The organism is Mucilaginibacter sp. P2_D11 (assembly GCF_056404435.1).
This window is the reverse complement of sequence record NZ_JBFUEA010000027.1, coordinates 1-12,246: the sequence shown is the minus strand read 5'-3', so window position 1 is coordinate 12,246 and position 12,246 is coordinate 1. Positions and strand designations below refer to the sequence as shown.

9 protein-coding genes are annotated in these 12,246 nt (G+C 47.1%); 4 read left to right on the top strand and 5 right to left on the bottom strand.

Translation table 11 applies throughout. The features are described 5' to 3' along the window. The first annotated feature begins 95 nt into the window (after positions 1–95). The 3 genes from AC1DXC_RS25915 (at position 96) to AC1DXC_RS25905 (ending at position 2,509) form a co-directional block, all read left to right on the top strand. Positions 96–779, top strand: a complete 684-nt coding sequence (locus AC1DXC_RS25915; RefSeq protein ID WP_477462083.1) for an HAD family hydrolase — start codon at positions 96–98, stop codon at positions 777–779. A gap of 1 nt (position 780) precedes the next feature. Next, on the top strand, positions 781–1,404 hold the full coding sequence (locus AC1DXC_RS25910; protein ID WP_477462082.1) for a CatA-like O-acetyltransferase: 624 nt from the start codon (positions 781–783) through the stop codon (positions 1,402–1,404). A gap of 97 nt (positions 1,405–1,501) precedes the next feature. Next, on the top strand, positions 1,502–2,509 hold the full coding sequence (locus AC1DXC_RS25905; protein WP_477462081.1) for a Kelch repeat-containing protein: 1,008 nt from the start codon (positions 1,502–1,504) through the stop codon (positions 2,507–2,509). A gap of 121 nt (positions 2,510–2,630) precedes the next feature. Here the strand turns inward: AC1DXC_RS25905 and AC1DXC_RS25900 are convergent, their stop codons facing one another. Continuing rightward, a complete protein-coding gene (locus AC1DXC_RS25900; protein WP_477462080.1) occupies positions 2,631–3,332 on the bottom strand; it encodes a DUF4253 domain-containing protein in 702 nt (233 codons plus the stop codon). Between the two features lie 137 nt (positions 3,333–3,469). Further along, positions 3,470–5,383 carry an AMP-dependent synthetase/ligase gene (locus AC1DXC_RS25895; RefSeq protein ID WP_477462079.1) on the bottom strand — a complete coding sequence of 638 codons (1,914 nt, stop codon included), beginning with the start codon at positions 5,381–5,383 and terminating at the stop codon, positions 3,470–3,472. Between the two features lie 152 nt (positions 5,384–5,535). Between AC1DXC_RS25895 and AC1DXC_RS25890 the strand changes: the two genes are divergently transcribed. Next, a complete protein-coding gene (locus tag AC1DXC_RS25890) occupies positions 5,536–7,221 on the top strand; it encodes a GH39 family glycosyl hydrolase (RefSeq protein ID WP_477462078.1) in 1,686 nt (561 codons plus the stop codon). A gap of 54 nt (positions 7,222–7,275) precedes the next feature. Here AC1DXC_RS25890 and AC1DXC_RS25885 read toward each other — a convergent pair whose 3' ends face one another. The 3 genes from AC1DXC_RS25885 to AC1DXC_RS25875 all read right to left on the bottom strand — a co-directional run bounded on the left by AC1DXC_RS25885 (position 7,276) and on the right by AC1DXC_RS25875 (position 11,908). Next, positions 7,276–8,019 (bottom strand): DUF2625 domain-containing protein, encoded by a 744-nt coding sequence (locus tag AC1DXC_RS25885; RefSeq protein WP_477462077.1) that lies wholly within the window; start codon positions 8,017–8,019, stop codon positions 7,276–7,278. Between the two features lie 83 nt (positions 8,020–8,102). After that, positions 8,103–11,372: a S41 family peptidase gene (locus tag AC1DXC_RS25880; protein ID WP_477462076.1), complete on the bottom strand. Its 3,270-nt coding sequence runs from the start codon at positions 11,370–11,372 to the stop codon at positions 8,103–8,105. 107 nt (positions 11,373–11,479) lie between these two features. Beyond that, on the bottom strand, positions 11,480–11,908 hold the full coding sequence (locus AC1DXC_RS25875; RefSeq protein WP_477462075.1) for a DUF1579 family protein: 429 nt from the start codon (positions 11,906–11,908) through the stop codon (positions 11,480–11,482). Positions 11,909–12,246 lie beyond the last annotated feature (338 nt).

Here is a 12,246-nt window from a genome sequence, read left to right as displayed (position 1 = left end):
ATAGGAGACAAGGGATTGGCTTCTCCTAAGATAATAAAGCCCCGATGTTGCATCGGCAGGCTTTTTATTTACCCGCAGTTAAATACCTTTGCTATATGGACATCAAAGTTATCGCGTTCGACGCGGATGATACCCTTTGGGTAAACGAACCCTACTTCAGACAAACGGAAGAGCGTTTTTGCGAACTATTAAGCGGTTACCTTTCGCGGCACGACCTGGAGCGCGAATTGCTGCGCATAGAAATAGAGAATCTTTCTCTCTACGGTTATGGCATCAAGGGTTTCATCCTATCCATGATAGAAGCCGCCATGAAGATAACCGATGATACGCTTAGCATAGAAGTAGTGAAGCAGATTATGGACCTGGGTAAGCAGATGCTGAACCAACCGATAGAACTGCTGGATGGGGTAGAAGACGTGTTGGAGGCCCTTAAAGGCAAATACCGCCTGGTAGTAGCCACTAAAGGCGATTTGCTGGATCAGGAACGTAAACTGAAGAAATCGGGCCTGAACCCCTATTTCCACCATATCGAAATTATGAGTGAGAAGGACGATGCGAACTATCTTAAACTAATCAAGCATCTGGATATCCAGCCTTCGGAACTATTGATGGTAGGTAATTCGCTGAAGAGCGATATATTGCCGGTATTGAACGTGGGCGGCTATGGCGTGCATGTGCCATACCATATCACCTGGGCGCACGAACAAATAGAAGAAAGTATCCATAACGAACGCTTTAAAAGCGTGGAAAGCATAAAAGATATACTGGAGCTGTTATAACATGAGGACGAAGATAGAGGTAGCCGGCTGGCTGCGCGAAGATCATTTTAAGCTTTTCAACAGCTTCGAAGAGCCGTATTTCAGCATCAATGTAGATATCGATGTTACGACGGCCTATGCCAGGGCGAAGGAGTTGGGTGTATCCTTTTACCTGTACTACCTGTATTGCGCCATCACAGCCATCAACAAACATGAGAGCTTCAGGTACCGGGCCATCAATGATGAGGTGTTTTTGTACGACCAAATCGATGTTACCCACGTGGTGCTTCGTCCAAACGGTACTTTCGGTTTCGGTTTTGTGCCTTATGTGCCTACGCTGGAGGGATTTATTACGCTGGCCAAAGCAGATGCCGGGCGCATATTGGCCACTTCCGGGCTCGATTTAAGCGTCTCCTATGAAAATATCATCCACTTTTCGGCTATGCCCGGGATAAAGTTCACGGGCTTAACCCATGCCCGCAGTTTTTCTTTTAAGGATAGCTCCACCAAGTTATCGGTTGGCAAGGTTACCGAGGTGAATGGCAAAAAGATGATGCCTTTATCCATCACCGTTCACCACGGGCTTACCGATGGCCTGCATGTTGGCCAGTTCATCGATTTGTATCAGCAGTTGCTGAACGCCTAAAAGCAACTGCTAAGGGCCCAATTGCGTATTTAGAGTGTACTTATATCCATGCATTCTGAAATGTATTGATATATTTACTTTTATCTCGCCAATTATTATGCCCATTAAAAGACTCATCCTGTTGTTTATCGCTTTGGCTACGCTGGCTTCCTGTAAAAAGGAGAAACCATTCGTGCCTAATTATGCCAACGCGCTGCCCGGCCTGTGGAAACAGTTGGGCAATTTCGAGGGGGTGGGGAGGGTACGCTCTTACGGTTTTACCATCGGTCGTAAGGGCTATATCGTAGGTGGCAACGCAGGCTCGGGTTTTAACCTGGTGCCACTTTATGACCTTTGGGAGTATGACCCCGATACCGACAAATGGACCCGCAAGGCCGATTATCCCGGTCAGGCTGCCGAGTACTTGCGGGGCTTTACCATCGGCAACAAAGCTTATATGGGCACGGGCTTCGGCCAGAAAATTTTCCGGCCCGATGACCCGGCACAGAACAAGGATTTTTGGGAGTATAACCCCGCAACCGATACCTGGACCCGCAAAGCCGACTTGCCCGCACTTGAACGCGAAAACGTAATAGCGTTCGAGATAAATGGCTTTGGTTACCTTGGCCTTGGCACAAACAACAATTACGATGTTAACTATAAGGACTTCTGGAAATATGACTCAACCGCGGATAAGTGGACCCGTATGGCCGATTACCCCGGCAATGGCAGCTTTGGCGTGGCAGCATTCTCGGTAAACGGGAAGGGCTACGCTGGCTTAGGCGGCTCCTCGCCTGATATAGTAATGAAGGATTTTTGGGAATATGACCCCTCCACCAATAAATGGACCGCTAAAGCCGATTTTACCGGCAAGGAGCGTGTATTCAGCAGCCAGTTTGCTATCGGTACCGATGGATATGTTGGCTTAGGCACTACCGCAACCGCCTCCGCGGATGATTGGTACAAATATGATACCCTGGCCAATAGCTGGATAAAAATCACCACCTATGGCGGCGCGGCACGTTATGATGCCATAAGCTTTGTTATAGATGGCGTAGGCTATGCAGGCACCGGCAACCCCGGCCTGAAACAGGATATTTGGAAATACACGCCGACGAAAAAATAGTAAGCGGAAGATTTATTAAACCAAACCAAATATAAAACGGTTGAAAGGAAGTGGGTTTGGAATTGTCATGTACCCAGGTATTTAGGAAATAAATATCCATTTTTTGTTTTGGCGGATTTTGCTAATCCCACCAGAAATAAAGCCTTTTGGTCTTTTTCATTTCGTCGGCAAGGGCTTCAACTGTTTCTGTACCCTGATCAACCACATCAGGGCATACTTTATATACTTCTTTAGCAAACGTCAGCCAGTTTTTTGGTTCTTTATGAATTAAAAACTCGCACCAGTCACCGGAGGCTCCAATAAGCTCGAGTGAGTATTGTTTATCAAATTGCTTGATGATAGTTATTAAACTGTCGGTAGTTATGCTGTAGTTGATACCATCCGTACCTATTTGTTTCAAAACGGAATATTTGTCGGTTGTTTTAAGGACACCCACACGATCGGGTTTCTTACCAATATTGAAATTACTCTCTAATAGAAATATGGTATAACCTTTCTTTTTAAAACCATCTTTAAGGTTAAAGACTAGGTTATACGACCGCGAATTCTGCTCATCAAAAACAAGCCCTGTCAAATAAACAGGGTCTAACTCTGTTTCTTTTCCTTTCTCATACATTTTAGAAAGCGAATAATGGAAAGGCTCAATTTTGCTATTAGTTTCTGTCCTAATATCCATCATGATGCTTGAATCTATTTGCAAATTGTTGCAAATTTTTCTTTCGCTGGCAGTGAGACTGTAGCTATTTCTAAAACCATTTGGGTTACACCCACAGATTGAAGTAGTAATAGCAAGGCTAAGTATCAGTCGGGTTTTATCTTGCACTCTTTCTTAAATTTCGGTTGTAATAATAAGATAAGAATTCTGCGCTGTAACTGCTTTTCGTCAGCTTTGCCTTAGTATTCTCAATCGCGTAAGGTTTTATAGAATTTAAAGAACTCTGAAAAAAGCGCAATCAGTTCCTATTCCGCCTCCGCTTCCTGCAAATACAAATCGTCTATCGCTTCGGCGTATTTCTTTTCTATTACTTTGCGCTTGGCTTTCAGGGTGGGGGTTATCTCGCCTTCTTCCATGCTGAACGGCAAACGTTTCAGCTTGAAATTCTTTATTCGCTCGAATTTGGCCAGCTCGTTGGAGTATTTCTTTACGTCCTGGTTTATCCATTCTATGATTTCGGCATCCTCTATGAACAGGTCGGGTTTTTCGAAGAAGTCATTACCCAGCTTGAAGGTTTCCTGCAACAGTTCGCGGCCAGGTACCAGTATGGCGGTAATATACTCGCGCTTGTCGCCTATCAAAAATACGTGTTCTATTTTAGGGCTTTTGAGGTAGGTGTTCTCCACCGGCGTAGGGTAGATATTTTTGCCGTAGGCGTTTACCAGCATGTTCTTTAGCCTGTCGGTAATTTGCAGGTTGCCTTTGTAAAAACGGCCGATGTCGCCAGTATGGAACCAGCCCTCTTTATCGATAACTGCCGCCGTCTCCTCGGGTTTGCGCCAGTAGCCTTTCATTACGCAATGCCCGCGCACGATAATTTCACCTTCTTCTGAAGTGAAATCGGGCTTGAAGTTGTCGTGGGTTTGTATGGTGAATATCTTTTTGGTGTCTACATTTTGGATAGCCACTTCGATGCCCGGTATGATGCGGCCAACCGTGCCAATGATAATACGGGTTTCCTCTGTTACGGCCATTACCGGTGAGGTTTCGGTAAGCCCGAAGCCCTCTAAAACCGTAATACCGATATTGCCGAAAAATTCGCCGATATTCTTTGGCAAAGCTCCGCCGCCTGATACCAGTACCTTTAGGTTGCCGCCTGTTTTTTCTTTTATCTTGCTGAATACCAGTTTATCGGCCAGTTTATGCTGCGTAGCCAATATCAAGCCTGGTTTCTTGCCGGCTTCGTGGGTTTTGCGTACTTCTTCGCCAATTTTTAAGGCCCAGGTGAATATTTTGGTCTTCATGCCGCCTGCCGATAGTCCGTTCTTCATGGCTTTGTCGTGAATGCGTTCCAGCAGGCGCGGCACGCAGCACAATACGGTAGGCTTTACCTCCATCATGTTCTTGGCCAGTAGTTCCAGGCTTTGGGCAAAGGCAATGGTGCAGCCTTTGTTCATGGAGATGTAGTAGGTAGCCGTGCGCTCGAACACGTGCGACAATGGCAAGAACGACAGGAACAGATCGCTGCTCTCGATAATGGGTATTTGCGTTAGGCTCCAGCGCACGTTTTGCGTAAGGTTGCTATGCGTAAGCATTACGCCTTTTGGGGTACCGGTAGTGCCCGAAGTATAGATGAGGCAGGAAATATCGCTGGGCAGGATGGCTTCGCGGGCTGCGTTGATTGCATGCGTATACTCAGCTACGCATTGCAAGCCTTCTTCAATCACGCGCTTAAAGCCTACTGCTCCGGCGTTAAGGCTTACTTTATCGCTGAATTTCTCGAAATCGTCGAAAGCAGGGATAATGCGGATGAGCGATGAGCAATTATTGGCAATCTTGAGCACCTTGCGGAAAAGGAAAGGGTTTCCGCAAAGGATGGTGCGCGCTTCAGAATCGTTGAGGATATATTCTATTTCCGCTTCGGAAAGGGTGGGGTAGATGGATGTATTTACCGCGCCTATCTGCTGCAGGGCCTGGTCGTAATAAACGTAATCGGGGCCGTTCTCCATAATGAGGGCCAGCCTGTCGCCTTTTTGAACGCCTATGTTGAGGAACCAGGCCGATATCGCATCGATTTTGATGAGGGCTTCTTTATAGCTTATCTCTACCCAGGTATCCTTTACTTTGTGCAACATAAAGGTGTGTGTATCTGGATGGATGTTCGCAACAATATTACGGATAAGGCCCGGTATGGTTGATTGCTCAGCAACGATGTTCATGAAGTTTAAATCAGTGGTTTATACTAAAACAAAGCTAAATTAATTTTAATAATAAAACCAATCTCTTGTTGGGCAAGAAAATGGCAGGTATGAAAGTATCCCTATTTAATTTTTATATCTTGTAGTCCCTTTAACCAATGCTCGCCTGGCTTATGAAACAACTTGCAACGCTGCTATTAATAACGCTTACTGTTTTTTGCGGCAAGCTTTACGCACAAAAAACACCCGCAACAATCAACGTGAACCTGCAACAAGAGCTGGGAGAGATGCGGTCGTTGTGGGCGTGGTTTGGCTACGACGAGCCGAATTATACTTATATGAAGGATGGGCGCAAACTGCTCTCTGAAATTGCGAAGCTAAGCCCCGTTCCGGTATATGTGCGTACGCACAACCTGCTCACCACCGGCGATGGCACCCCTGCCCTTAAATGGGGATCGACTAATATTTATACTGAAGATGCCGATGGGAAACCTGTTTACGACTACCGCATAGTAGACAGCATTTTTGATACCTACATTAAACGCGGTATGAAGCCTCTGGCGCAGATTGGTTTTATGCCGAAAGCATTATCTGTAATGCCTGAACCATACCAGCATAGTTGGAAACCGGGTAAGAACTCCGGGAAAATTGAAACCGGCTGGGCCTACCCCCCTAAAGATTATAAAAAGTGGGGCGAACTGGTTTACCAGTGGGTGAACCATTGCATAGCCCGTTATGGTAAAAAGGAAGTAGAAAGCTGGTACTGGGAGGTATGGAACGAACCAAACATTGTTTACTGGAAAGGCACCCCGGCCGAATTTTATAAATTATACGATTATGCTGCTGATGGCCTGAAACGCGCATTGCCCACCGCACGCATTGGGGGCCCTGACGTTACAGGCGGAGGCGAAAAGTGGCTCGACGGGTTTTTGCGGCACTGCCTGGTTGACACCAATTACGTAACCGGCCGTATTGGTTCGCCGCTTGATTTGGTTTTGTTTCATGCAAAGGGAGCGCCAAAACTGGATAAAGACACCGTTGTGATGAGCATTAAGCGGCAGCTTAATGATATTGCCGGGCATTTTAAAGAGATCAACTCATTCGCCGCACTTAAAAACATCCCCATAGTAATTGGTGAATCTGACCCTGAAGGTTGCGCAGCATGCGGGATGGCTACCAACCCCGAGAACGCATATCGCAACGGAACGATGTACTCCAGTTATACAGCTGCTTCTTTTGCCCGGGTTTATGAATTGATGGATACCTACAAAACTAATTTGATCGGTGCGGTTAGCTGGTCATTCGAGTTTGAAAATCAGCCGTGGTTTGCAGGCTTCCGCGACCTGGCGACTAACGGCGTAGATAAGCCGGTGCTGAATGTTTTCAGGATGTTTGGTATGATGAAAGGAGCAAGGGTGCAAGTTACAGGTAACCGCATGTACGATTTAAAAACCATACTCGATTCCAGCATACGTGGCTCACAAACAGATATAGGTGCGTTGGCAGCCAAAAATAATCAGCAGGTAACCGTGATGGTTTGGAACTACGCAGATAAAGACAAACAAAGCAATGCCGAGCCGGTTACCTTGAACATTACCGGCTTGCGTAGCAGCGCGAGAAAGGTAAAAATAATCGAGTATCGCATTGATGACGAGCACAGCAATTCCTATACAGTATGGAAAAAGATGGGGTCGCCGGCGGCACCAACAGCAGCGCAGGTTGCGCAGTTGGAGCAGGCAGGGCAGTTAAAGACTATCGGCAAACCTATAACTTTATCGGTTACCCATGCAAGTATCAGCAAAGTAATAAACCTGCCGCGGCAGGGTGTGTCGTTATTGCGCGTAACCTATTTACCCTAGGCGACGATGCTAATGAAGTTGAACAATGGTTATTTGAAAAAATCAATTCGGATTTTAGTGCTGTAATTGCTTTAGGGCATCCATATTGAAATCGTATTGCTCTTGCACAGGCACAATTTTACGGCTAGCTTTTTTAATGTCTTGCCCTTCTTTTGTCCAGGGGAAAGGATAGAAGTTATAAACTTGTGCGCCATTTAAGTTCGCCGCATCTTTTTGCCAATTTGCCCATCTGTTGCCCTCATAAAATTTATTGAGGTCGCCGTTAAGACAGAAATCAACGAAATCCGAATAGCTTTTACCAAGCGATTCCCATTTTAATGTTTCCGGCGCGAGGTAATACACCATGCCCATGTCGGTGCCCAAAGCACCGCCGTTTATGGCAAAAAAACCGCCGATGGCGTCATCGCCAATCAACAGGTACGCAGGGCGCTGGCCGTATTCTGCAAACGTTTTGCCCTTGTTCCATGCTGGTAAGCTTCTTGGCAGCTTTGTGCTTCCCGACCCTAACAAACGTATCCAGCCGTTATCTATTAAAACACCTCCGGTGAAATAAATTATGGCACCCATGATAGAATGGGTGGTTACCTGTGTTTGATATAACGCTTCGACAGCTTTAGCGCGGTTTGCCGATAGCAGCTCTGCCTTATTTTTTGCTGTCGAGATGCTTTGTTTCACGATATCCCAACCAGAGGTATCAGCCGCGAGGACTTCTATCGGGCGCATTGTTTGAGCAAAGCCGCACTGCGCGAATAATTGAAATAAAATGATTGCGGCTGCGGCTTTGAAAAGATGTTTCATTATAAGGTTATAGTATAAATATACAGAGATGACCTGAAAAGCAAAAGGCTCCGATTGTCGGAGCCTTTTGCAATGACAATATTTTATTGCTGCGGATATTTAAATGATTTATCCGGATGTGCAGGCACTACTACCTTGTCTACCGGGTGCTCTTTTATTTGTTGTTTAAGGTAGTTCAGAGCCGCCTCCAGTTGGGCATCTTTGCCCTGGTATGTTGCGTAGGGCAGGTTATCCACTTCTATATCCGGTTCTACGCCACGGCCTTCTATCAGCCATTTGCCCTCCGGGCCAAATACGCCCATCTCAGCTGCGCTGGCAATTCCGTTATCAACCATCCGGTTGTCGCTCGATAGCCATATCTCGCCGCCCCATGTACGCATGCCAATCACCTTGCCCAGGCCAAGCCTGCGGAAGCCCTCGGTAACGGCTTCCCCGTCTGACGCTGTCTGCTGGTCGCAGAGGATAACCATATGGCCCCTGAAGGCGTACTGCATGTTCCAGGTAGGCCCGCCGGTGCGGCCCTGCCAATACATCCAGGCTTTGCGCAGCAGCTTCTCCAGTACCCAGCTATCAATGTTGCCGCCAAAGTTTTCGCGCACATCTATAATGAGGCCCTTACGATTGAAGATGGGGTAAAACTGCTTCATAAAATCGTCCATATCGTCGCCGCCCATAGCTTTGAGGTGTACGTAGCCGATGTCGTTATTGCCGGCGCTATCCACCTGCAGCCTGCGCGAATATTCCCACTCGCCGTAGCGCAGGTTGTACTCGTCCCTTGCCGAAAATGGCTTCACCACCTGCTCGTAGCGCTTCCTGGCCCTATCGGTAAGCGTAAGTTTCACCGGGATGTTTACCTTGTTAGCCAGCAGTTCGCCCACATCGGCAATTTCCTTAAGCGGCACGTTGTTTATCTCGGTAATGATGTCACCTTCTTTGATGCGCAGCTCAGGTTTGTCTAACGGCGAGGAGAAGCTGTAATCCGGGTCCGACTGGTAGATGTGCTCTATTTTAAATCCTGCAGCAGTTTTGCTCAGCTTTGCGCCCAGCACGCCGGTTTGCGTTCTGTCTTGTGACGTGCGTTTGTCGCCGCCATAAACAAAAGTATGCAAGGCAGAAAGTTCGCCCACCATCTGGCTTAGCAGGTCGTCCAGCTCGTAGCGGTCGGTTATGCGGGGTAGCAGCGGTTCGTATTGTTTCTTAACAGCTTCCCAATCTACCTTGTGCAGGTCGCGGTCGTAAAAGTAATCGCGCATCATGCGCCAGGCGTCGTTGAACATCTCCTGCCAGTCCTGCTGCGGGTTTATGGCGAAGCTCCAGTTGTTCAGCTCCACTTTCGCCTTATCGGCATCAACCTTGCTGCCGTCTGCATCGGCAACTGCCAAAGTCCGGTTGGCGTAGTTTATCAGGATTTTTTTGCCATTGGCCGATACGTTAAAGCCGTTCACACCCGATGCTACCTCGGTAGGCGTCGGTTTTTTGCTTTCGGTAATTTTCAGCGCGAATATCTTACCGCCGTCTTCATTGCCGTCATCGCCCATGTCTATCCAATACAGATAGCCGTTGGCAACCGCAAGGCCCGCGATGTTGGCGCTTTTCACCGGTACCTGGTAAAGCGATTTTTGCGCCCTTGCCCAATCGTAAACCTTTGCAGGCTCTACGGCCGGCTTCTTTTTATCTATTTTTTTAGTTTGGGTTACGCCCTGCTTGTCTACCGAGGTAAATACCGAATCGGTAAGCCATGAATCTGTTTGCAGGAAGGGGAACTTGGCGGCGGTATCCAATGCCATTGCGTAAATATTGGTGGTTTTGGTGTAATAAGGTTCCGGCTGCCTTGGGCCCCATGGCGAGCGCGTTACCGAGTGGAAGTTGCGGTCGCTTAAAAAGTAGAGCCATTTGCCATCTGCCGCCCAGGCCGGGCTGTAACTGCTTAGCCTGTTGGTGCTAACGGGTATCATGGCCATGCTGCGGGTGTCGATTACGTTTATCTGCGCACTCAAATTCTCGATGTTCTGCGAAATATTGAGGAAAGTGCTATTGGGCGACCACGACATCTCGTTGATGCCGGCATACGCATCCTTATACTCGAATTTTACCGCACCGGTAGCTGCTTCGGCTATCCGCAGTACGTCGTTTTTATCTGTATAGGCGATGTATTTGCCATTTGGCGACACCGCGAATGCCGAGATAATAACCTTGCTGCCCTTGGTTAATTGCGTGGCCTCGCCACTGCCATCGGCGTTTACTTTCCATATTTCGTACTCGCCGCCTTCGTCAGACAGTACCGCAATGCTTTTATCATCAATAAAGTGCACATCCTTTACGCGGATGCCGCTTTTGCGGGTTATCTCTACCCAGCGGTCGCTTTTGGCGGGCGACACGAACAACCTGCCGCGGCTAACGATAGCCACATAAGTACCCTTCGGCGAGATATCCGAATAACTGATACTATTTACCGGGCTTTTGATCCATTTAAGCTTGCGCTGCCCGAAATCTGAAACGAGGTTGATATTCAGTAACTTTTCGGTATTGCTGCTGATATCATAGAGCCAAATGTCGGCCCCTTTTTGGTACACGATGCGGGAGCCTTCTATTGATGGTGTTTGCAGGTCCCAGCCCTTTGAAAAAGTTTGCTGTTTGGGGTTTTTGCCATCCTTATCTATCGACCATAAGTTCATGGTGCCATCCCTGTCCGACAGAAAATACACCCTGCCGTTATAGTACATAGGGTTGGTGCTGGTCCCCTCGAAATCGCCGGTGAGCGATTTTGCTTCGCTCTTCCCGTCGAATTTCCATATCTGTTCAATCAAGCCGCCTTTGTAGCGCTTGGTTTTGCTACCCTGATTGGGGAAACGGGTGAAATACAGGATGCCGTCTTCATCATAGGTGCCTATGGAGGCTTGCCACAGCGGCAGGTTTTCTTTTTTGAGGGTGGCCGGGTCCAACTTAAATAATTGCGGCAAAGGCAGCAGGGTGTGGCCCGAACTACGGTAAAGTATCTTGCTGTCTTTCGTCCAGCTGGAAATGAGGAGCGAGTTGCTTAGGTCATAGGTGAGCCTGCGTGGTACGCCGCCGTCTATATCCATCAGGTAAATTTCTGATACGCCCTCGTACTGCCCCGAAAAGGCCAGTTGCTTGCCATCGGGCGAGATGGCCGGGTTTAGCTCTACGCCATCGTTGGTGGTAAGGCGTGCGGAGAGACCGGTGCCAATGTCATATTTCCAAAGGTCGCCCTCGGCAGTGAACACTACGGTGTTGTTGTGCAGGGTAGGGGTACGGTAATAACCTTTTTGCTGGCCATAGGATAATGAAGCGCACAAGACGGCGCAGAATGTTAATAAGGACTTAATAGGCATGATGTTGATATTGATGCCCTAAGATAAAAAATAATCGGTAACAGTAATAAAAATAGCGATGTGTTTAATTGCAACGGTGTCTTCATCACCAGCTATTAAAGCCCGTGCTAATGAGAAAGCTCAAGCCTCATCCAGTGTTCCCAGTTTTTACCATCTGCGCTCTTTTCCCATACGGCGGCCATTTTTTTGGAAGGTTCGGTAACCGTTAACCGCGCCCTCATGTTTTCATCCGATATATGCAAAACACCATTAAGCAATAAAGCGGTCATTTTACCCGTACCACCGCCATTGTCAAATGCATTTAACGCAAACTGCTGCTGCTTTTTATTAATGCCAATAAATTCCAGTGTTTTTACGTGTTGCCCACCCATTATTACGTCTACCGTATGCAAAATGAATTGATCGTCCAATACGTATTCGTATGTATCTGTACCTTCGAATGTAACCACCGGCGCAGTTTCCGTTGCTGCAACGGTGCCCTTGGTGTTCCATTTCCCTATCAGGAAATCGAGTTTTTTAATGATGAGTTCTTCCATCGCAAAATATTTCTCATTGATATGCCACCTAAATTGTGCCAAACTTAATGGCCACAAAAAAAGCCCCGTAAAACGCACGAATGGTCGGAAGATTAATCTTCCGACTTTTTTGTTTAGAGATGTGTTGTTTTTTTTATTTAACTATCTGATTGTCAATTATTTATTTGTTTTTATCGTTGATTTTAAGTATATTAATGCTGTAAATCAAAGAGATATGGCCATTTTCAAAGATCATAGTATCACCGTAAAACAGCTCTTAGGCTTCATTCCCGAGGCCTTAATAGCAAATTTGTCGCTTACAACTAAGATCGATCATTACGCAAGATCGATCATTACGC

Bases quoted from the DNA above. Each gene is read 5' to 3' on its own strand.
- AC1DXC_RS25915 (WP_477462083.1), top strand. From the start codon at position 96: ATGGACATCAAAGTTATCGCGTTCGACGCGGATGATACCCTTTGGGTA.
- AC1DXC_RS25910 (WP_477462082.1), top strand. From the start codon at position 781: ATGAGGACGAAGATAGAGGTAGCCGGCTGGCTGCGCGAAGATCATTTT.
- AC1DXC_RS25905 (WP_477462081.1), top strand. From the start codon at position 1,502: ATGCCCATTAAAAGACTCATCCTGTTGTTTATCGCTTTGGCTACGCTG.
- AC1DXC_RS25895 (WP_477462079.1), bottom strand. From the start codon at position 5,383: ATGAACATCGTTGCTGAGCAATCAACCATACCGGGCCTTATCCGTAAT.
- AC1DXC_RS25890 (WP_477462078.1), top strand. From the start codon at position 5,536: ATGAAACAACTTGCAACGCTGCTATTAATAACGCTTACTGTTTTTTGC.
- AC1DXC_RS25885 (WP_477462077.1), bottom strand. From the start codon at position 8,019: ATGAAACATCTTTTCAAAGCCGCAGCCGCAATCATTTTATTTCAATTA.
- AC1DXC_RS25880 (WP_477462076.1), bottom strand. From the start codon at position 11,372: ATGCCTATTAAGTCCTTATTAACATTCTGCGCCGTCTTGTGCGCTTCA.
- AC1DXC_RS25875 (WP_477462075.1), bottom strand. From the start codon at position 11,908: ATGGAAGAACTCATCATTAAAAAACTCGATTTCCTGATAGGGAAATGG.